This window comes from Streptomyces sp. NPDC016459 (assembly GCF_040632845.1).
In the GTDB taxonomy this organism is placed as follows: Bacteria; Actinomycetota; Actinomycetes; order Streptomycetales; family Streptomycetaceae; genus Streptomyces.
The window spans coordinates 236,198-256,241 of record NZ_JBEYCR010000010.1 but is presented as its reverse complement, the minus strand read 5'-3'; the positions used below and the strand labels follow the sequence as shown (position 1 = coordinate 256,241).

Below are 20,044 nucleotides of genomic sequence, written 5' to 3'. Positions count from 1 at the left end.
GCGTGGAGTTCACTCACCAGTCGGCGTCCGTCGTCGATGGTGGCCCGGGGCCCGGTGGCCGGCCCGGGGCCGGTTCACGGGGTCGTGAGGAGCGCCGCCACCGCGTGAGCCGTGGCCGGGTGGCGGGCCGTCAGGGCCGGGGAGCGGACTTCGGCGGCTTCCGGCGCCCAGGGCTCGCCGCCACCGAGGAGGTCCGCCACCGCGTCACTCGTGGCCCGGTGGGCGAACAGCAGCGCCGCACCGGCAGGTCCGGCGACCGCCCCGTCCGCCGGGGCCCAGGTCTCCGTACGGCCGAGGAGCCGCGCCAGGGCGTCGCACGTCTCCGGGTGCGCCGGGAGCAGTGCCGCACCGCGCGGCACGGCGGCCGGCCGGACGCGCTGGGGCTCCGGCAGGGCGCGCCACGGCGGGACCCAGGTGTCCAGGGCCGCGAGGCGCCCCGGGAAGATCCGGCCCGCCTCGCGGATCAGCAGCGGGGCCAGCTCCGCGGCGTTCGACCGCAGGGTGGTGATGAGGTTCGGCAGCCAGGGCAGCAGGACGGCGTCGGGCAGCCGCCCGAAGGCGTTCGACACGGCCTCCACGACCACGTCCGCGAGCCCCGGTACCGGCTCGAGGGCGTGCACGAACCCGCTGAGGTAACGCGGGTAGGAGGGCACCACCAGGGGGTTGGCGAGGAGTTCGTCGCAGCGGGCGCGCAGCTCGCCGCGGGACAGGGTGCCGAGCTGGACCTGCGCGGCCCACAGCAGCGCCGTCTTCGCCGGGTCCCCCGGGTGCGACTGCGCCACCGCGAGTTCCAGCTGCGTCCGGTCGCAGCCAAGCGACAGGGCCAGGCTCTCCATGCTGAAGAGGAAGCCGAGCATCGCCGCCACCTGCCCCACGGTGGCGTCCTCGTCGCGGAACGCCGACGGGAGCAGCGTGCAGTAGTGGGCGTAACCGGTTCGGACGAAGGACTCGATCCACGGCGGCAGCACCGGTTCGCTGGTGCGGTAGTAGGCGAGGAGTCCGCGCACCCGGCGCAGCACCTCCGGCGCCCCGTCCACGGTGCGCTCGCCCGCCAGGACGTCGAGGGCGCGGGTGCCGAGCTCGTCGGCGAGGCGTCTGCCGCCGAGGTACAGGGTGGCGTCCTCGACCGCCGCGAGGACCTCCGCCGTCGTGGCCCGGTCCCCGTACGCGGTGCGGCGCAGGCGCTGCTCCAGTACCTGCTCCAGGCTCACGCCCTCGTAGCCGAGTTCGATGAGGGCCCGCTGGTGGGTGCCGAGGGACAGGTCCCATGATTCCTGGATCGACCGCTCGCCGAGCCGCCGCTCTCCCATCACCGTGCGTGCGGCTCCGGGGGGAAGCAGGCGACGGAGCATCCACAGGACGTCCGAGCAGGCCCGCAGCTCGGGGCGGGACGCCATGTCGAGGAGGGCTCGCCGTACGCCGCGCTGCTGGAGGTCGAGTGCGAGCGGTGCCAGCCGGTCGTGCACGTCGCGGGCGAGCGGCGGCAGGGCCTCGTAGCCGACCTGGCCGATCCGGTCGCCGCCCATCATGATCTCGACGAGCCGGCGCACGTCCCTACGGCCGGGGACGGTGTCCTTCTCGATGCAGGTGACCGCCGCGTCCTGGAAGTCGTACGGCGTGGGCTTGGCCCGGTCGCGCATGGCGGCGAGCAGGATCGACGTCTCGAAGACGGCGATCGCGTCGGCGGTGGAGGCGAGGTAGCCACTGCGGCGGGCGGCGCGGACGATGTCCACGGACCAGCCGAGCAGTTCGGCCTCGTCGAGTGTGTGCAGGGTGGGGGGCTGCTGGAGGAAGCCCGAGAGCCGGTCCTCCGTACGCACGGGCGCGGGCGCGGCGGCCTTCGCCGCCGTCTTCGTCGCCGCCTTCGTCGCGCGCGGCTTCTTCGTGCCGGCCTGCCCGGCCAGCCGGTACGGCTCGATCCGGGTGCGCCTGAGGTTCTTCGCCCACTGGGTCGCGGCGATGGACACGGAACCGGGGGCGAGGCCGAACTGTGCCTCGATCGCCGTGTGGCTGGACGGGATCAGGCCGTACTGCCAGGTCGTGGCGGTGCGCGGGGAGATGGTGAAGTCTCCGGTGCCGTGCACGCCGAACTCCTCGACACGGCTAGCCGCGTGGAAGGCGCCGCACACGTAGAGGCAGTCGGCCGGATCGGTGCCGGTGGCGGCCAGGTGCTCGCGCATCCGGGTCCACATGTAGCGCTCGCGGTCCTCGTCGACGCGCACCCGATCGCCCCGGCCGGGGGCGAGTCGCCGGAACAGGCTGCCGATGAGGAACATGACCTGGCGGTAGGTGTCGTGGTCGCTGTCGCCGAGCGGGACCTCGACGTACTGGTGCCACCACTCCGACCAGTGCCGCACCTTGCCGTGGCGCAGCAGGTGCTCCTCCAGTTCGGCGAACCGGGGCCGCAGGTCACCGATCTCGACGCCGACGGCCTCACCGTGGAGTGCGTCCGTGTCCCCGGTGGCCCGCTCGGTCTGGTCGTGCCGGGCGTCCCACTGGAAGACGTGGTCGGAGGAGCGGTCGACGAGGACGAGTTCGACGCCGGGCGTGTCGAGGGCGTAGGCGATGGCCTGGTACTCGGCGGAGGCCTCGGTGACGGGTGCGACGACGGACAGCGGGGCCCAGTCGGGCGGGAAGCCGTCGATCTCGCTCGCGAAGGCCTGCACCGCGACGGGCAGCCGGCAGTTGCGCAGCTCGGTGAGGAGCGGCGTCATGTCCTCGCAGAGTTCCAGGTACACCACCTTGGGCTGCTTCTCGCGCAGCCGGCGGGCCATGGCGAGGGCGGAGGCGGGCGAGTGGTGGCAGACGGGGAAGATCTCCAGGGGTTCGCCGACTGCGCGGTCGACGTCGTCGACCATGCCGAGGAGGATTCCCTCCAGGGCGTCCTGGCCGTCGGCGAACTCGGCCGCCGCATCGTGGAGTTGCCCGCGCAGCGCGGTGAACGTGGCCCCCGCCGCCGTGGTCCCGGGGGTGCCGGGCGCGGCCGTCGTGTCGGGGGTGCCGGGCGCGGCCGTCGTGTCGGGGGTGCCGGTCATGACAGCTTGGCGATCGCTTCGCGGCCGCCCTCCAGGAACTCGGGCCAGGAGCCGCCCTCCTCCTTGCCGCGCGGCTCGACGACGCCGTGCAGGTACTTGTTGAGGATGGCCAGGTCCTCGGGCTCGCGGCGGGCGAGGGTGCCGATCAGCGAGGAGGCGAGGGCGCGGGCGGTCAGGGTGCGTTCGCCGAAGAAGTCGCTGTGCAGGACGGCGTCCTCCAGTACGCCGATCTGCTCGGCGGTGGAGAGGGCGGACTCCAGCTTCTCGTCGTCGCTGCCGGCCGCGGCGGCGGAGGCCCGCAGGTCGGCGAAGCTCTGGAGGAGGACGTCGAGGAGGGTGGGCGGCACGTCCAGCTCGATGGCGTGCCGGCGCAGCAGCTCCTCGGTGCGGAAGCGGACGATCTCCGCCTCGCTCTTCTTGTTCGTGACGATGGGGATGCGGACGAAGTTGAACCGGCGCTTGAGCGCGGAGGACAGGTCGTTGACGCCCCGGTCACGGCTGTTGGCGGTGGCGATGACCGAGAAGCCGGGCTTGGCGAATACGATGTTCTCGCCGTCGGCGCCGTCGAGTTCGGGGACCGAGATGTACTTCTCGGAGAGGATCGAGATGAGCGCGTCCTGGACGTCGCTGGTGGAGCGGGTGAGCTCCTCGAAGCGGCCGATGGTGCCGGTCTCCATGGCGGTCATGATCGGTGAGGGGATCATCGACTCGCGGGACTGGCCCTTGGCGATGACCATGGACACGTTCCAGGAGTACTTGATGTGGTCCTCGGTGGTGCCCGCGGTGCCCTGGACCACCTGGGTGGAGTTGCGGCTGATCGCGGCCGAGAGGAGTTCGGCGAGCCAGCTCTTGCCGGTGCCGGGGTCTCCGATGAGGAGCAGACCGCGGTCGGAGGCGAGGGTGACGATGGAGCGCTCGACGAAGCTGCGGTCGCCGAACCACTTCTGCGACACCTCCCGGTCCAGGCCGTCGGCGCGCTCGGAGCCGAGGACGAACAGGCGGACCATCTTCGGGGAGAGGCGCCAGGAGAACGGCTTGGGGCTGTCGTCGATCGACTCGAGCCAGTCGAGTTCCTCGGCGTACTTGATCTCGGCGGGAGCGCGGAGCAGGTCGGACATGAGAAGGGCCTTTCTGGGCGTCTCAGGTGAGGAAGGTCTTGAGTTCGTGCACGAGTCTGTCGATGTGGCCGGAGATCACCGGGGTGCCGAGCGCCTTGAACCGCTCCCGGAACCAGGGGTTGACCTCCTGCCGTCCGGAGCTGGTCACCGACCCGACGGGGATGAAGCGGACCCCGGACCGGTGGACCGCCTCGATGCCCTCGAACAGGGGCTGCGAGCGGTCGAACTCGTAGAAGTCGGAGATCCACACCATCGCGGTGTTCCTGGGTTCGGCGATCTTCGGCCGGGCCATCGCCATCGCGACCGGTCCGTCGTTGCCGCCGCCGAGGTTGGTGCGCAGGAGCACGTCGAACGGGTCGTGCACCCATGGCGTGAGGTCGATGGCGCGGGTGTCGTACGCGATGAGGTGGACGTCCACCTTCGGCAGCCCGGCGAAGATCGAGGCGAGGATGGTGCAGTTGACCATCGAGTCGACCATGGAGCCGGACTGGTCCACGACGACGATGAGCCGCTGGGGTGTGGTCCGGCGGACGGTGTGCCGGTAGTAGAGGCGGTCGACGTAGAGCCGCTCCTCCTCCGGGCTCCAGTTGGTGAGGTTCTTCCAGATGGTGCGGTCGAGGTCCAGGTTGCGGAAGACGCGCTTGGGCGGGACCGAGCGGTCGAGCTCCCCGACGGTGGCCTTCTCCACCTGGGTGCGGAGCACCTGGGCGACCTCGTCGACGTAGCGCCGGATGAGGGACTTGGCGTTGGCCAGGGCGATCCCTGACAGGTTGCCCTTGTCGCGCAGCAGTTGTTCGATCAGCGACATGCTGGGGGTGAGCCGGGCGGCAAGCACGGGGTCGGCCAGCACCTCGCGCAGGTGCATGCGGCGGACGAGTTCGGCTTCGACGGCGCCGAGTTCGGATCCGAGGCCGCCGGCCGCTGCTCCGCCGCCCTGGCCGCCGCGCAGCCCCCCGGGCGGGCAGCCGTGCGCCCGCTCCAGCCAACCCGCGTCGGACTGCCAGCGGGCGAGCTGCCCGGCCGAGACCGTTCCCGATCCGGTGGCGAAGACGTTGAGCAGCAGTTTCGACGCGAGCGCGGCACGCCGTACCTCCGCCGCCCGGTCACGCGCGCCGTCCGGGTCGGGCTCCGGAATCATCAGCCCGTCGAACTCGTCGGCCAGCTCCGGATGGCGCTGGACGACGGACTCGACGGACGCGCCCGGGTCGAGGAGGGCCGACGGCAGACCGATGTCCTCGACGACGGCGAGGCTCGCCGCTTCGAGTGCGGCCTGCTCCTCGGGGTCGAAGAGCCTGGCGAGCAGTCGCCAGTAGAGGACCTGTCGACGGTTGTCCTCGGCGTCGGGGACACCCGGGGGCGGGGTGTCGGGGCGGGAGGGGGCCGTGGGAACGGTGGTCGGGGCGTCGGCGGGATCTGCCGAGGGCGTGGTGTCCGTCATGCGCGCAGCAGCTTTCCGGCTCGTTCCCGCAGGACGGTGACGGAGTCCGTGGCCGCCTTCTCGGCCCGTACGCCGAGCTTGTCGGTGGTGCCTCCGGCCCACGCGCCCGCGTGGACGGCGACGGTCTTCTTCCGGACCGTCGTCTCGACGGCGAGCGGCTGGAGGACGAACTCCCCCGCGTCCCACCGCAGCAGACCCAGGCACGCGCCGGAGGCGGTGACCGCCTCCGGGGTGAGCGGACCGGCGGCGGGGACGCGGTCGGTGTCGACGGCCAGCCGGTGCCCGGCGACGGTGAACGTGAGCGTCCCGTCGTCCTCGTGCCCCGCCGCGTACCCCTCCAGGAGTACGGGGACGGCGATCCGGGCCGGGTGGCGGTCCAGCGGCGCGGTCACCGGGTCGGTGGCGGCGGACAGGACGACCCGGGCGGTGGCGAAGGGGTCGGCCGGCTCGCCGGTGCGGGCCCGCGCGTCGTCCCAGACGAGGTCGCCCTCGGCGGTGACGGGCATGGCGTCGAGCTCCATGGCGCGCCCCTCCCCCGCGGCACCGAGCAGGGACATCCGCGGTCGCAGGAGCTGCCACAGGCCGGCACCGACGACGGTGTCGGGCTTGGGTGCGGACACCGCCGCCCGCACGAGACGCGACGGGGTCCCGTCGGAGGGTTCGAACACGGCGTGGACCTGGGCCTGCACGGCGGTCGCGTGCTCCTGTACGTCCACGCCGAGCGGCAGCAGGCGACCGGTCACGGGGGACGGGGCGGGTGCGGGGGCCGCGCCGGGCAGGGTCAGGAGCAGCGCGCGGGTCCACAGGTCGGCCCAGCGGCGCTCCGGGACGCGATCCAGGGTGGCGCCGGGGCAGGAGGCGGCGAGTTCGGCCGCGAAGCCGTCGAGCAGGGTCGCCAGACGGCGCAGGTGGATGTCCGGCAGCATGGCGGAGACCACGGGGGCGGCTCCGGCGACCAGTTCGTGGTCGATGCCCTGCCAGCCCGCGCGGGCGAGGTCGCCGAGCCAGGCGCGGGCGGCGGCGAGCACGTTCGCAGCGGGGCCGGCGTCGGTGGTGCCGGGGTCGGGGGCGCTCCGCTCGGCGCGCGGCCGGCCGGTGACGTCCGCGACGCGGTCCGTGAGTGCGTCGTGCACGGCGCCCATGAGGGCGGTGCGGGCGGCGGTGAGCGCGACGAGGTGGTCCTCGCCGGCGGCGCCCGCGGCGGCCTTGTCGGCGGCCTCGGCGACCAGGCAGGCGAGCGGCGATCCGGCGACGGCGGCCGCGAGCGCGGCGAGTCCGGCGGCCTGGGCGGGCTGCGGTCGGAGCAGTCCGGCGACGAGCGCCCGGTCGAAGGCGTCGACGGCGTCGAGCGCCTCGTCGAGCCCGTCCACGGGGTCGGTGAGCAGATCCGTACGCATCAGGCGACCGTCCTCGTCGGGGGGAACCACTGCATCTCGGGCAGCGGCGCGGTGGTCGGCTCCAGTTCGAGATAGGCGAGGTGCCGGAGGAACCGGCTGAACACCGGGGCGGCCGCCGAGGTGTCGCCCTGCTCGGGGCGGGTGGCGGTCATCACCGAGACGAGCTTCTGCGCGTCGGGCTCGCCGTCCGGGGTGTCGGCCTTCAGGTACCGGGCGACGCGCTCGGCCCCGTACTGCAGGACCGCCTCCCCGACCAGGGCGCGGATGTGGTTGCAGAAGGCGCCGCGCGCACCGCCGCAGGGGCGGTTGTTGTTGGTGCTGCACGCGAACGTGAACGTCGCGGTCGCGATCGAGGACACGTACACGCGTCCTGCGTCGGATCCACTGGACACGACGCCCTGCAGTCGTCCGTCGGCCAACTCGACGAACGGCACCTTGGCGAGTTTCCGCGGTCGCGCGGGCGGCACCACCCGCGCCGTACTCGACCTCTCCCAGACCGGCAACGTACCTCTCCCATGCACGTCGAAGGGATGTTCTCGCCGTCGTGGCGGAACAAGATCGAACCTATCGCCGCCCACTGACAACGCCGCCGGCGCCCGGCGAGAGCCGACCGGGACCCTGGGCTCCAGGGCTCCTGGGCTCCTCGGCTCCAGGGCTCCAGGGCTCCAGGGCTCCAGGGCTCCAGGGCTCCAGGGCTCCAGGGCTCCAGCCCGAACGCACCCGCCTCGCCCCGCGTCGCACCACCGCGCGCTCAGGAGGGGATCTGGGCGAGGCTCCGGTTGAGTGCGCTGTCGGGTCGCCCGGTGAGCTCCTCCCAGGTGCCTTCCTCCGTGATGCGTCCCGCTTCGAGGACAGCGATGCGGTCGGCCCTGCGGATGGTGGCGCGGCGGTGGGCGATGACGACGGTGGTGCGGTCCTCCTGGCGGAGTACGGACGCGAGTCGGGCGTCGCTCGCGTTGTCCAGGTGGGCGGTGGACTCGTCCAGTATGAGGACTCTGGGCTGCGCCAGGAGTGCGCGGGCGAGGGCGATCCGGGCCCGCTGGCCTCCGGAGAGGGTGGCACCGCGCTCGCCGACCACGGTGTCGAGCGGGGCGATCCGGTCGACTCCGCATCGGCGGGCAGTCTCGGCGAGGAGGTCGTCGTCGGCGTCAGGGGCGGCGAGCCGCAGGTTCTCGGCGAGGGTGCCGTGGAAGAGGGGCGTCTCCTGGCCCACCAGTGCGACGGCGCGCCGGAGTTCGGCGTCGCTCACCTCGCGTATGTCGAGGGGGGTCCCGTCGGCGGGTATCAGCTGGACCTGCCCTTCGGAGGGGTCCCAGAAACGGGCCAGGAGGTGGGCGCAGGTGGACTTGCCGGCGCCCGATGCGCCGACGAGAGCCAGCGTCTGACCTGCGGGTACAGTCAGCTCGACGCCGTCGAGGACGGGACCGCCACCGTAGTCGAAGCTCACCTGGTGCAGGCGGACACCCAGCGGACCCGCGGGCAGGGGGCGGGGCTCGGCGGGGGGCGGGGCGAGGGCGGGGGCCTTGACGGCCGCGCCGACGCGGGAGGCGGCGGCGCGCAGCGCCACGGCCTGGCTCAGGGACCGAGCGGACTCCGCGACGGGGCCGAGGACGGCCAGGGCGAGCGCCATCGCCGCCGGGGCCCACGCGCCGTGCAGCCGCCCCGAGGTCACGGACTGTGCCGCGGCGGCGACGACGCCGAGGACCGCCACCACGATGAGGAGATCGCGGACCGCGGCGACGGCCGCTTCCCAGGTGGCTTCGGCACGCTGGGCGTCGCCCACCTGCCGTCCGCGTGCCGCCAGCCGGTGGCGTCGTCCGGTGAGGGCGCCGAAGGCGACCAGCTCACGCAGTCCGTCGACGATCTCCACAGTGTCCGCCGACAGCTGCGCGACGGCCGTACGGGTGCGGGCGCCGCGTGCCGTCCGCCCGCGGGCCTCGGCGAAGGGGGCCGCGGTGAGCAGCGCCGCGACCGGCAGTACGGCGGCCAGGAGCCATGGCTCCACCGCGGCGAGGATGACCGTGCCGCCGGTGAAGACCGTTCCCGCTGCCAGGAGTTGGGCGGTGGTGTGGGCGTAGAAGAACTCCAGGGCCTCCACGTCGGCCATGGCGGTGGCGGCGAGGTCTCCGCTGCGCCGCCCCGCGACACGGGCGGGTGCGCTGCGCGCGAGCCCGTCGAAGACGCGTACGCGGAGCGCGGCGAGAACCCGGTAGGCCAGGTCGTGCGAGAGGTCCATCTCGCGCCAGGTCGTCAGGGCCCGTACGAGGACCAGGGCGATCAGCGCGGTGACGGTGCCGGGTGTCGGGGCTCTTCCTTCGATGACGGCCGTTCCCACAGTGTGCGCCGCGAGCGTGACCAGCGTGACGAGGGAGCCCTGTTCGAGGAGCGCGGCGGCGCAGGTGCGGGCCGTCATGGCACGGTGCCCGGCGAGGGCGGGGAGCAGTGCGCGCAGTGAGCCCCGTTCGGGTAGGTCCGTGTCGACGGCGTCGGCGGGGGCGGCGACGGACACGGGCGACGGCACGGTCACCACGGCGTCCGTGGCGGGGGTGTGGCTGTCGACGGTGTTGCTCATGCGGCGAGTTCTCCTCGGTGGGTACGGCCGGCCTCGAGGAGGCGCGCGTAGACGCCGCCCGCCTCGACCAGGCTGTCGTGGTCGCCGACGGCGTCCACCCGTCCCGCGTCGAGGACGACGATGTGGTCGGCGTGCCGGACGGCGGCGAGCCGGTGGGCGATCACCAGGACGGTGCGGTCGCCGACGGCGGCCGTCAGCTCGCGGACGATGTACGCCTCTCGGCGTTCGTCGACGGAGCTCGTCGCCTCGTCGAGGACGAGCACCTGGGCGTCCGCGAGCAGGGCTCTGGCGAGGGCGAGTCGCTGTCGTTGTCCGCCGGACAGGGTGGCGCCGCGCTCTCCGAGGACGGTGGCGTAGCCGTCGGGCAGGGCGGCGATCTCGTCGTGGATCCCCGCGACGCGGGCCGCCCCTGCCAGATCGTCGTCCGTGGCGTCCGGACGCGCCATGCGGAGGTTGTCGGCGACGGTGGCATGGAAGAGGTACGTGTCCTGCGACACCACGGCGACGCCGTGCCGCAGCGCGTCGAGGGAGTACCGGGTGGTACCGCGCCCGTCGAGGGTGATGCGACCCCCGTCCGGGTCGTGGTGGCGCAGGAGCAGCGCGACGAGGGTGGACTTGCCCGCGCCGGACGGGCCGACGATCGCCGTGGTCCGTCCTGCCGGTGCGGTGAAGGAGACGCCGCGGAGGGCTGCCGCCGATGCCCCCTCGTAGGTGAAGTGGACCTCCTCGAAACGGAGTTCCGGGGGCGCGGACCGTCGCACGGGGGCCGTTCCGGTGTCTCGGACGGCGGGTTCGGCGGTCCGCAGTGCCCGGATGCCGTCCGCGGCCGACACTCCGAGGTATCCGGCGTGCCACTCGCGGGCGAGGTCGCGGACCGGCCGGAAGCATTCGGAGGCCAGGAGCAGCACGAGGTAGGTCCCGGTCGCCGTGGTGGATCCGGTCACGGCCGACCAGCAGGCGAGGAGCGCGGCGGCGGCGGTGCCGCCCTGGATGGCGAGGTCGGTGATGCCGGTGTCGACCAGGGAGACGCGGAGCTTGGCGACGGTCGCCCGGTGCAGCGCCGCCGAACGCCTCTCCAGGCGTGCGCGGGTACGGCCGACCGCGCCGGCGGCCCGCAACGCGGGCATGCCCTGCAGGGCTTCCAGGTAGTCGGCGCCCAGACCTTCGTACGTGTCCCAGTGCTCCTTGCCCCGGGCCGCGAGGAGACGGTCCCAGGCTCGGGGGCCGCAGAGGGCGAGCAGCAGGGCGGGGACGAGGCCGAGCAGCGCCGCCGGTTCCACCACGGCGAGGGCCGCGAGCACCAGGGGCGGCACGGTCAGGGTGATCAGGAGTTGGGGCAGATAGCGGGAGACGTAGGCGTCGACGCCCTCCACGCCGTCCACGAGTGTCGTGCGGACGGCTCCGGCGCGCGCGGTGGTCATGTGTGCGGGGCCCAGGCGTCCCAGGTGGGCGAGGAGTTCGTCCCGCAGCTCCACTCTGACCTCGGCCCCGGCGCGCGTGGCGGTGCGCCGCTGCCAGGTGCCGAGTCCGGCGCGGGCGGCGACGACGGCGAGTACCGCGGTGAGCAGCCAGGGAAGCCGTCCCGCCTCGCCGCGGGCCAGCTGGGCGAGGGCGAGGGCCAGCAGGGTCGCCTGCGTCAGGTGGGTGAGGGTGACGGCACCTTGCAGGAGGGTGGCGGCGAGCAGGGGGCGCCGTGCGCGTCGGGCGGCGCGGCGCAGTTCGGGGTGGACGATCATGTGGTGTTCTCCTCGTCGGCGTGGAGGGTGCCGAGGGCCAGTCCGTGGACGATCCAGTCCCGGCCGGGCGGGGCGCCGAGCGCGGCGCCCAGGTCCGCCTGCTGCCAGGAGCCCACGGGTCGGGCGGCGAGGCCGTGGCGCCGGGCGGTGAGGTGGGCGAGGTGGACGGCGAATCCGGCCCGCAGGTGGGCGCGGCGGATGTGCGCCTCGTCGGCGTCCGTTGGACAGCCACGGGCGAGCAGGACGGCACCCGCGTCCGCGATCCAGGCCTGACGCGCGGCCCAGACCGCGAGCGTCGGGCGCGCCTCCCCCGCGGCGATCCGTCGTAGCGTTGCACCGTCGGCGGCCAGCTCCACCAGGCCGGGCCGTGGCGATCCGACGGCGACGCACCACCGCAGATCGGGGCCGCCCGCCCGTGCGGCGGTGGCGAGGACGGCCCGCAGCGCGTCCGGGTCCGGGGCCCCCGGCAACGGCGGCGGGGCGCTGCGGCGGGCCAGCAGCTCCTCAGGGGTGGGCGCGTCCCTCGGCGGCCGGAAGCCCGGTGGGCCGTCGGGCCGGTGAAGCGGCGGGGGGATGTGCAGGGCGGCGAGGGGGGTCGGGGAGGGGCTCTGGAAGCCGTGGGGTCCGTCGGGTGCGTGGGTCGTGGTGGGTCCGTGGGGTGCGTGGGGTGCGTGGGGTGCGCCGAGCCCGCCGCGTGCGTCGGGTGCGTCGGATCCGTCCGGTCTGTCGAGCCCACCGCGTGCGTCGGGTGCGTCGGATTCGTCCGGTCCGTCGAGCCCACCGCGTGCGTCGAGCCCATCCAGTCGTAGTTCGGACTCGTCCACGCCCAGCGCACGTGCCGCGAGGAACAGGGCCGCGGCGGCGTGCCCGGTGTCGAGCAGGAGCAGCGGCCAGGCGCGGTGACCGTAGTGGGACACCGTGCGCCGCGCGGTGACGGAGAGTTCGACGGTCACGCCGGGCGGCGTACCGTCGGGCTGCCTGCCGAGGTGGTGGACACGGTGGCGCAGCGGGTCGTAACCGTAGCGGCCGGGCGGCAGGGTACAACCGGCGCCCACGACGAGCACGGTGTCCACCGGGTGCAGCGCCCCCGCGGAGGACGCGGGCCGCAGTCGGCCGGTGCTGTCCGAGGCCGCCAGGGAGAGGCGCAGCAGGGTCCCCGGAAGGCGGTCCGCCGGACCGCCTTCCGTGAGTGGGAAGGGCGGACCCGGCCAGGCCGGTACGGGCGCCCCGGCGGGTGTGTCGGGACCGGGAAGCCGCGGGGAGCGGGCGCGGGCGAGAGCGGTGGCGAGGTCCGGGGGGCGGTTCGCGTCGAGGTGTTCAACGCCCCTCGGGTGCTCCACGTCCGTCAGGTGACCGGCGTCGAGGTGCTCCAGGTCCATCGGACGATCCACGTCCATCGGGTGCTCCACGTCCGTCAGGTACTCCACGTCCCTCGGGCGCTCCACGTCGAGGTGATCCACAGTGGTCCTCACATGTGCGGCGGGGGCGCCAGGGTGAAGTCCTCGGGGGCGCCCGGCGCCGTCGTGCGCCAGCCTCGTCGGGTGCCTGCTTCGGCGAACCGTGGGCAGCCGAAGTAGGCGAAGGCGGCGGGGGCATTGGGGAGGAGTCCGGAGACGAGGACCCTGGCCACCCGCAGGGACGTTTCGGCCACGTCCTCGGTGGTCAGGTCGAACGTCATGATCCGGTGGCCGCCGGCGTGCAGCGCGCTCTCCAGGCGCTCCCGGCTGCCGGGGTCGACCTGGTCGACGGACACGGTCCCGTGGGCGGGTTCGGTGAAGCGCCGGGCCTCGGCCGCCATCCGTCCGTCGAGCCACACCTGCACGTGCGCCCCCAGGTCCCGCACGTGCTCGAACTGCTCGCCGCACGCGTCGAGATATCGGCCGTCGGCGCGGTGGTCCAGGTAGAGCCCGGGGGCGAGCAGGCCGGCCTCGACGGCCTGGAAGACCCAGCCGTCGGAGCCCGTCAGGCCCTGGGTGAAGACCCAGGTGTGGACGGCTTCGAGGACCGCCTTGCGGGCGGCTTCGGCGGGGTCGTACTTGCACGCGAAGCCGGCCGCGTACAGGCCGAGTCGCTGGTCGTGGACGAGTGCTGCCATGCACGGGGCGAACTCGGACGGCATCTCGACGAGATGGACGTCGAGTGCGGATCCCGCGAGATCGTCCATGAGGCCGGGCACGCTGGTCGGGTCGATCCCGCGGGTGGGTCCGTCGAGGTGCCACCACAGTTCCAGGGCGTCGCGTTCGACGATCTCCAGCAGGCCGCGTTCGACGGCGTCGTCGAGGCCCTGCCCGGTGGCGATGCCCGCGTAGTTGAGGTGGTGGGTGCGGGGCAGCTCGCGCAGGTCGCCCTGGCGCCAGTTGAGGTGGGTGAGGGCGACGGGGGCCCAGACCTCCGTCGCGTGGCCGTCGGTCAGCAGCTCGGTGCCGCGCGTCCACAGGGACGGGGTGTCGGCGGCGAGGCGGCGGTACGGGAACTTCTCCCTGGCGTACTGCCAGGGCGCGTACGTGGGCAGGTCGTCGGGGCCGTAGAGCCGCAGGCCCTTCTCCGCCAGCTCGGCGGCGGTGGCGCGCAGGGGGGCGTCGGGGTGGCCGGGCGGCGGCACGCGATTGCCGCAGTACCGCTCCACGCCCTCGGCTATCGCGGCGATACGGGCCTGCTCGGGGTCGCCGAAGGTGGTGCCGAGGGAGACCCGGTCGGCCGGCCACAGGCCGAGTCTGCGGGCGTCGGATATCTCGGCGGTGAGGGCGGTGTAGCGGGGTGGGGCACCGGCAGGGTGCTCGACGGGCTTGACCGTGCGGACGATGCCGCAGACGGGGTCGACGAGTACTTCCAGCGGCAGCGCCGTCATCGAAGGATCTCCTTGGCGGGATCGGTGGAGGTGGGACGGGAGGGGAGGGTGTGCAGGAGCAGGGTCACGCTCTCCGGGTCGACCGCTCGTCGGGAGGCGTGCAGCTGTCGGACCGTGACCGGGTCCTCCCCGGTGTGGGGGTTGCGCGCGTGGGCCGGGAAATGGTGTCCGGCGATCTCGACGCGCAGCCGTGTGCCGGCGCGCAGCCGACGGGCGATCCGACCGAGCTCGACGGTGAACTCACCCTGCTGGTGCGGCCCTTCCCGCCGCAGGACACCGACGGCGATCCGCTCGGCGGTCCCTCCCGGGGTGAGGGCGACGAGTCGGGCGACCCAGTCGGCGCAGGAGGTGTCGGCGGTGGCCCGCAGCCGTAGCCGTACGGGCCCGACGGCATCGACAGGGCGGGGCAGCGGCGGGGTGGCCAGGAGGCAGCGGTCGGGGAGTCCGCCGGTCGGCACGGTGAGGTCGTCGGAGCGGACGGGGCGGTCGGGGTCGGCGGTGAACTCGGCGCCGTGCAGCAGCCGCGGGCGCCGGGTGAACGATGCACCGTCGATGCCTGCGGGCAGCCACAGGTCACCGCCGCCCAGCGCCAGGGCGCCGTGGCGGCCGGGGGCGAGGTCACCGGCGAGGGCGCGGCGGGCCCAGCGCACGTACAGCTCACCGAGGTTCACCCGGTGGGCGGGGCCGGCGTCGGGTCCTGGCGACGCCACGAGACCGTGCCCCCATGGGCCGAGCAGCAGGCGGGCAGAGGGTCCGCCCCAGGTGCGCCAGAGCGCGTGGGTGTCCTCGGTGAAGTGGTCGTGGTGGCCGCCGACCGCGAGCAGGGGGACCTCGGCCCGGGGGGCCCGCGAGATGAGCCGGCCGCGTTCCCGGTGCCTCCAAAGCCCCGTCCAGGAGGGCAGTTGGCGGCCAAGTCGCTCGGGGAGCTCCGCGAGGGGCAGGTGGGTCAGCAGACCGGGGTCCGCGGCGAGTGCCTTGTCCAGCGCGGTCCCGTCGGAGTCCGGCCGGTCGCCGTGGGCGGCCCACCACCCGGCGCGGGCCAGCAGCCTTTCCGCACCGGAGGGTTCGCGCGCCGTCTCGGCGACGCCGAGCGCGGGGACGGCCGCGATCACGGCGTCCGGCAGGCCCTCTGTCTCCCCGTGTGCTTCGAGGGCGAGGGTGAGGGCGCAGTGAGCGGCGTAGGAGGCGCCGACCGCGACGTACCGGCCGTCGCTCCATTGCTGCCGCCGGATCCATCGGGCGGTCAGCGCCCCGTCGGCGGCCTCGTTCTCGTACGGGCGCCACTCCCCCGGCGAAGCGAATCGGCCCCGCACGTCCTGGACGACGGCGGCGAAGCCCCGGCGGGCCCAGCCGCGCGCCTCGGCCAGGTGCCGGGCACGGTCGTAGGGGGTGCGGATGAGGACGGCGGGGAAGGGACCGGGTCCGTCGGGAAGGCCGACGTCCGTGGCGAGGTCGTCGACGGCCGTACGGAAGGACTTCATCCGTCCTTCTTCGGGATCGGTACGACGGGCACCGGTACGTCCGAAGTCGGCGCGGCGGGCATCGCTGGGCCCGGAATCGGCGCGACGGGTGCCGGCGCGTCCGGGCGCGGTAGGACCGGCATCGCAGTCCCCGACATCCCAGCCCTCGCCACCGGCACCGGCACGGTCGGCATCGCGGCCCTCGACACCGCAGCCCCCCGCATCGATGCCGACGGCACCGGCGCGACGGCGGGCACCGGCAGGACGGGGTGTTCGGTGACGGTCAGTCTGCGCAGGTCCACACGGCGGAGCCGGCGCCGGGCCGGGAGTCCGGCCGGGGCGTCGGGGGCCCCGGTGGCCCACCGGCGAAGGTCGTCGGCGAGCAGGGCCGCGAGCAGCGCGGCGGCGGGGGTGGTCAGCCGGGCCGGTGCGCCGGACGTACGCGGTCCGGTCCAGTAGGCGGCCAGCTCGTGGTGGGCGGGGGTGGCGGCGAGTCGGCGGGCCCGGACGTGGGCCGAGGTGACGTCTTCGGGAGCGGCGGCGAGGGGTTCGACGTACGCCTGCCAGCCCTCGCGGTGGCACCGCAGCCAGGCGACCCCGTGTTCGGGCAGCCGGTCGGCGGCCTCCCACAGCCCGTCGGGTACGGGGCCGTCGAGACACCACACGACGGCGGCGGGGTCACCGGCGAGCAGTTCCCCGATCTCGACCGGTGAGGTGTCCGGAGCGGTCACGACCGGTGTCGACCGGGGCTCGGCGCCCAGGGCCGCCAGGTGCGCGGCCAACGGTCGGGTCAGTGCGGGGTCTCCGAGGAGCCGGATGTCACGCCGGGCGGCGGGCCACTGCGGGAGCGGGGGCTCGTCCGCCAGGTAACCGGCCTGCTCGAAGGCCCGCACGACCCGGTGCAGTTCGTCGTCCGCGAGGGCGGCGTCACCGGTTCCGGACAGCAGGGAGAGCACGGCGCTCTCGTCCGCTTCTCGTGTCCTGACGCTGAGGAACTCTCCTTCGGTGGTGCGGACGGCGAGACCTCGCCCTGGCACGGCGACGACTTCGACACCGGGTACGAGCCGGGTGCGGGACACGACGATCCTCCTGACGACAGGGATGGGGATGGGCGTGGGCCCGCCCGAAAGGCAACGGGCGGGCCCACGGTCGAGGGGGTGAGGCCTCGATTACTCCTCGGTGTCCTCGAAGGGGTTCTCGACGAGGGCGTTGGAGTGGGTGGCCGAGGCGTGGGCCAGCTGACCCGGGTCGGCGATCGGGGCGAAGATCTGGTCGTTGTCCATGAACTCTCCTTGTTCGTAAGGGAGATGAGGCGTTCGGTTGAGCGCCTCACGACCGACACTAATGGAATCGATTTTCATTTTCTAGATCTTCTGGATCAGCGAGAGGGTGATCTGGGTAACACACCGGCCAGCCGCCCTCGGGGTCCCGGCCCACCCGGCCGGCCACCTTCAGCACGTCCGCGAGGAACCCCGGCGTGACGACCTCCTTCGGCGGGCCGTCGGCCACCACGCGCCCGTCGCGGAGCGCGACGATGCGCTCGGCGAACCGGGCGGCGTGGGCCAGGTCGTGCAGCACCATCACCACGGTGAGCCCGCGCTCCTCGCGCAGGCGGACCACCGTCCGCATCACGTCGAGCTGGTGGTGCAGGTCCAGATAGGTGGTCGGCTCGTCCAGCAGCAGCACACCGGTGTCCTGGGCGAGCGCCATCGCGAGCCGCACCCGCTGCCGCTCACCCCCGGACAGCGCGTCCACGTCCCGGTCGGCCCACTCCTCCACACCGACGTCGCGCAGCGCCCGGCGCACGACGGGATCGTCGCCCTCGCGCAGCATGCCCAGCGGGCCCCGAGCCGCGTACCGCCCCTGACGCACCAGGTGCCGGACCGTCATCCCCGGTACGGCTGGGGCGGACTGGTGCAGCAGCGCCACCCTGGCGGCCGTGGCGCGCCGGGAGAGCCCGGCGAGGTCGTCCCCACCGAGCCGCACCCGCCCCCGGTCCGGCCGGAGCAGCCCGGCGACGAGCCGCAGCAGGGTCGACTTGCCGCAGCCGTTGAGACCGATGAGGGCGGTCAGTTCACCGGGCCGTACGGTCATGTCGACGCCCCGCAGCACGGGTCGTGCGGGGTAGCCGAAGTGGACCCCCTCGACGTGAACTCCCACGGACTGGGTCAGGGTCATGCTCTTCCTCCGTCGACTTCAGAACGTACGGCCCGGTGCTCGGCGCACGACGACCAGCAGCAGGACGGCGCCCAGGCAGGCGGTGAGCGCGCCGACCGGAAGGGTGAGCCGCCCGGCGTCCAGCGTCTCGGCGAGCAGACGCGAGGCCAGCTGCGCCGCGGCGTCCGCCCCGCACACCACGACCGCGCCCAGCAGGGCGGCGCCGGGAAGACCCACCCGCAGGTCCGCGCCGAAGACGGCCGTGGCCAGATGCGGGACGAGCAGCCCCACGAAGCCCAGCGCTCCGACGGCGGCCACCGCACCAGCCGTCAGCGCCACCGCGCACATCAGGGCGAGGGTGCGGGCCCGCCCGGCGGACAGGCCCGCGGCCAGGGCGATCTCGTCACCGCAGCGCAGCAGGGTCAACGGCCCGGCGAGCAGCCAGGCCGCGACCCCCCAGACCAGGGCCCATGGCCACAGCAGGTGCCAGTGCTCCCACACCCGGCCCTCCGTGGTGCCGACAAGCCACTGCACGACGCTGCCGAGTTCCCCCGGCTCGACGAGCAGCACCATGGCGGTGAGTCCGCCGAGCACCGCGGACACCAGCACGCCGTGCACGACGGTCTGGGCGGGGTCGCCACCCGCGCGGCCGACGAACAGCCAGAGCAGCAGCGCCCCGGCACATCCGCCCGCGCACGCGGCGAGTACCACGGCCAGGGGCGAGTCCCACCCGGCGAGTCCCAGCGCCGTCGCGGTGACGGCCCCGAGGACCGCGCCCGGCGTCACCCCCGTCACTTCGGGCCCGGCGAGAGGGTTGCGCAACGCGGACTGCAGGACGAGCCCCGCCACGGCGAGGCACGCACCCGCACCGAGGGCCACCAGCATCCTGGGCAGCCTCAGTTGGAGCAGAATGTGCCGTTCCGTCGCGTCGCCGCCACCGCCCAGCACGTCCCAGACCGCGCCCGGGGACATGCCGCGTCCGGCCACCAGTTCCACTCCGGCGCACACGACGGCCAGTGCCGCGAGCGCCGCGAAACGCCGGCTCACCGTGCGTCCTCCGTTCCGGTCTTCTCCACGGGGGTATGACACGCACCGCCGTCCGGGGGCTCGTCCTGACGCCCCTTCTTCCGCGCCCCGCCGGACGACGTCCCGATGGACGACGTCCCGATGGACGACGACCCGATGGACGACGACCCGACGCCCACGTCGGAGCGCACGGTCCGCCGTCCGTTCAGCAGCGTGCGCACGACGGCCGCAACCCCGGGTCCGCCGCGCCCGGCCGTCCGGTCACGGCGGCCCGACCGCATCAGGGCGACCCCGGCCGGTACGCCCAGCAAGGCCGTCCAGGCGCCGGCCGGTGTCTCCACGGGCGCCAGCGCCAGCCGGGCGGGGACGTCGGCGACCGTCACGACGACGGCCCCCCACGCGGCGGACCACGGAAGCCAACGCACGGCCCCCGCGGTGGGGTTGAACCAGCGGGCCAGGTGCGGGGCGAGGAAACCCACCCACGCGACCGGCCCGCACACGGCCGTCACAGGCGCGATCAGCACGACCGCGATGGCGAGCGCCGCCAGCCGCGCCCGCTGGGCGCGCACGCCCAGCGCCTCCGCGTCCTCGTCGCCGAGCCGCATCACCGAGAGCACCGGCGCACACAGGACGAGGGCGGGGACCGCGACGAGCAGCCACGGCCAGAGCCCCGCGACGTCGTCCCAGGTCCGGGCGGAGAGGGAGCCCAGCAGGTAGCGGTAGATGAGCTGCAGGTCCAGCTGGTCGGCCATGACCATCAGAACGAGCAGCGCGGCCTGCAGGGCGGCCGCGACCGCGGCGCCGGTCAGCAGCACGGCGGACGGGCTGCGCCCGAGACCGGCGGCGAGCAGGGTCAGGCCGCCGCCGAGGGCGGCCCCGCCGAGGGCGAGCAGGGGCTGGACGGCGGCGGGCACGGAGAGGGTCAGTACCAGCGGCGCGGCCACTCCGAGCGCCGCCCCGGACGAGACACCGAGCATCTCCGGCACTGCCAGGGGGTTGCGGAGCGACTCCTGGAGAACGAGCCCCGCCGCCCCCAGACAGGCGCCGGCGACCAGCGCCAACACCAGCCGTGGCAGGCGGAGTTCGGTGAGGACGACCCCGGCGAGCGTGGTGTCACCGTCCAGCACCGCGGCGGCGAGCCGGTGCGGCGGCACGACGGGGGTGCCGAAGCACAGGGTGCAGAGCGACGCGGCGGTGAGCACCGCGATCACCAGGAGGGGCTGCCACGCCCGTACCCCTGGTGAGGCCCGCCGGGTT

14 protein-coding genes and 1 pseudogene are annotated in these 20,044 nt (G+C 74.2%); all 15 read right to left on the bottom strand.

The genetic code is table 11. From position 1 onward, the window contains the following. Positions 1 to 74 precede the first annotated feature (74 nt). The 15 genes and pseudogenes from ABZ567_RS24025 to ABZ567_RS23955 all read right to left on the bottom strand — a co-directional run bounded on the left by ABZ567_RS24025 (position 75) and on the right by ABZ567_RS23955 (position 19,998). Entirely contained in the window at positions 75 to 3,035 is a 2,961-nt protein-coding gene (locus tag ABZ567_RS24025) for a hypothetical protein (RefSeq protein WP_360793210.1), read from the bottom strand. Beyond that, positions 3,032 to 4,153: an AAA family ATPase gene (locus tag ABZ567_RS24020; protein WP_360793208.1), complete on the bottom strand. Its 1,122-nt coding sequence runs from the start codon at positions 4,151 to 4,153 to the stop codon at positions 3,032 to 3,034. Before ABZ567_RS24020 ends, ABZ567_RS24025 begins: the two co-directional genes overlap by 4 nt. Before the next feature lie 22 nt (positions 4,154 to 4,175). After that, positions 4,176 to 5,591 (bottom strand): VWA domain-containing protein, encoded by a 1,416-nt coding sequence (locus tag ABZ567_RS24015; RefSeq protein WP_360793206.1) that lies wholly within the window; start codon positions 5,589 to 5,591, stop codon positions 4,176 to 4,178. After that, positions 5,588 to 6,988 (bottom strand): hypothetical protein, encoded by a 1,401-nt coding sequence (locus ABZ567_RS24010; protein WP_360793204.1) that lies wholly within the window; start codon positions 6,986 to 6,988, stop codon positions 5,588 to 5,590. The genes ABZ567_RS24015 and ABZ567_RS24010 overlap by 4 nt, the downstream gene beginning before the upstream one ends. Continuing rightward, entirely contained in the window at positions 6,988 to 7,491 is a 504-nt protein-coding gene (locus ABZ567_RS24005) for a hypothetical protein (protein WP_360793202.1), read from the bottom strand. The genes ABZ567_RS24010 and ABZ567_RS24005 overlap by 1 nt, the downstream gene beginning before the upstream one ends. A 248-nt stretch (positions 7,492 to 7,739) precedes the next feature. Beyond that, positions 7,740 to 9,560, bottom strand: coding sequence for an ABC transporter ATP-binding protein (locus ABZ567_RS24000; RefSeq protein WP_360793200.1), 1,821 nt, complete (start codon positions 9,558 to 9,560; stop codon positions 7,740 to 7,742). Further along, positions 9,557 to 11,296, bottom strand: a complete 1,740-nt coding sequence (locus ABZ567_RS23995; protein ID WP_360793198.1) for an ATP-binding cassette domain-containing protein — start codon at positions 11,294 to 11,296, stop codon at positions 9,557 to 9,559. The genes ABZ567_RS24000 and ABZ567_RS23995 overlap by 4 nt, the downstream gene beginning before the upstream one ends. Then, complete coding sequence (locus ABZ567_RS23990) at positions 11,293 to 12,756, bottom strand: nitroreductase family protein (RefSeq protein ID WP_360793196.1); 1,464 nt, start codon at positions 12,754 to 12,756, stop codon at positions 11,293 to 11,295. Before ABZ567_RS23990 ends, ABZ567_RS23995 begins: the two co-directional genes overlap by 4 nt. 8 nt (positions 12,757 to 12,764) lie before the next feature. After that, positions 12,765 to 14,144: a YcaO-like family protein gene (locus ABZ567_RS23985; RefSeq protein WP_360793194.1), complete on the bottom strand. Its 1,380-nt coding sequence runs from the start codon at positions 14,142 to 14,144 to the stop codon at positions 12,765 to 12,767. Beyond that, complete coding sequence (locus ABZ567_RS23980) at positions 14,141 to 15,625, bottom strand: CocE/NonD family hydrolase (protein WP_360793192.1); 1,485 nt, start codon at positions 15,623 to 15,625, stop codon at positions 14,141 to 14,143. Before ABZ567_RS23980 ends, ABZ567_RS23985 begins: the two co-directional genes overlap by 4 nt. A gap of 212 nt (positions 15,626 to 15,837) precedes the next feature. Beyond that, positions 15,838 to 16,683 (bottom strand): annotated as a pseudogene (locus ABZ567_RS23975) (hypothetical protein); the annotation flags it as partial. A 90-nt stretch (positions 16,684 to 16,773) separates the two neighbouring features. Next, positions 16,774 to 16,887: a streptamidine family RiPP gene (gene amiA / locus ABZ567_RS23970; protein WP_359674646.1), complete on the bottom strand. Its 114-nt coding sequence runs from the start codon at positions 16,885 to 16,887 to the stop codon at positions 16,774 to 16,776. 58 nt (positions 16,888 to 16,945) lie between these two features. After that, positions 16,946 to 17,782: an ABC transporter ATP-binding protein gene (locus tag ABZ567_RS23965; RefSeq protein WP_360793190.1), complete on the bottom strand. Its 837-nt coding sequence runs from the start codon at positions 17,780 to 17,782 to the stop codon at positions 16,946 to 16,948. An 18-nt stretch (positions 17,783 to 17,800) separates the two neighbouring features. Continuing rightward, positions 17,801 to 18,808 carry an iron ABC transporter permease gene (locus ABZ567_RS23960; RefSeq protein WP_360793188.1) on the bottom strand — a complete coding sequence of 336 codons (1,008 nt, stop codon included), beginning with the start codon at positions 18,806 to 18,808 and terminating at the stop codon, positions 17,801 to 17,803. Next, positions 18,805 to 19,998 carry an iron ABC transporter permease gene (locus tag ABZ567_RS23955; protein WP_360793237.1) on the bottom strand — a complete coding sequence of 398 codons (1,194 nt, stop codon included), beginning with the start codon at positions 19,996 to 19,998 and terminating at the stop codon, positions 18,805 to 18,807. The genes ABZ567_RS23960 and ABZ567_RS23955 overlap by 4 nt, the downstream gene beginning before the upstream one ends. Positions 19,999 to 20,044 lie beyond the last annotated feature (46 nt).

Excerpts from the sequence above, each read along its gene's own strand:
- ABZ567_RS24025 (WP_360793210.1), bottom strand. The coding sequence starts at position 3,035 with ATGACCGGCACCCCCGACACGACGGCCGCGCCCGGCACCCCCGACACG.
- ABZ567_RS24020 (WP_360793208.1), bottom strand. The coding sequence starts at position 4,153 with ATGTCCGACCTGCTCCGCGCTCCCGCCGAGATCAAGTACGCCGAGGAA.
- ABZ567_RS24015 (WP_360793206.1), bottom strand. The coding sequence starts at position 5,591 with ATGACGGACACCACGCCCTCGGCAGATCCCGCCGACGCCCCGACCACC.
- ABZ567_RS24010 (WP_360793204.1), bottom strand. The coding sequence starts at position 6,988 with ATGCGTACGGATCTGCTCACCGACCCCGTGGACGGGCTCGACGAGGCG.
- ABZ567_RS24000 (WP_360793200.1), bottom strand. The coding sequence starts at position 9,560 with ATGAGCAACACCGTCGACAGCCACACCCCCGCCACGGACGCCGTGGTG.
- ABZ567_RS23995 (WP_360793198.1), bottom strand. The coding sequence starts at position 11,296 with ATGATCGTCCACCCCGAACTGCGCCGCGCCGCCCGACGCGCACGGCGC.
- ABZ567_RS23985 (WP_360793194.1), bottom strand. The coding sequence starts at position 14,144 with ATGACGGCGCTGCCGCTGGAAGTACTCGTCGACCCCGTCTGCGGCATC.
- ABZ567_RS23980 (WP_360793192.1), bottom strand. The coding sequence starts at position 15,625 with ATGAAGTCCTTCCGTACGGCCGTCGACGACCTCGCCACGGACGTCGGC.
- amiA (WP_359674646.1), bottom strand. The coding sequence starts at position 16,887 with ATGGACAACGACCAGATCTTCGCCCCGATCGCCGACCCGGGTCAGCTG.
- ABZ567_RS23965 (WP_360793190.1), bottom strand. The coding sequence starts at position 17,782 with ATGACCCTGACCCAGTCCGTGGGAGTTCACGTCGAGGGGGTCCACTTC.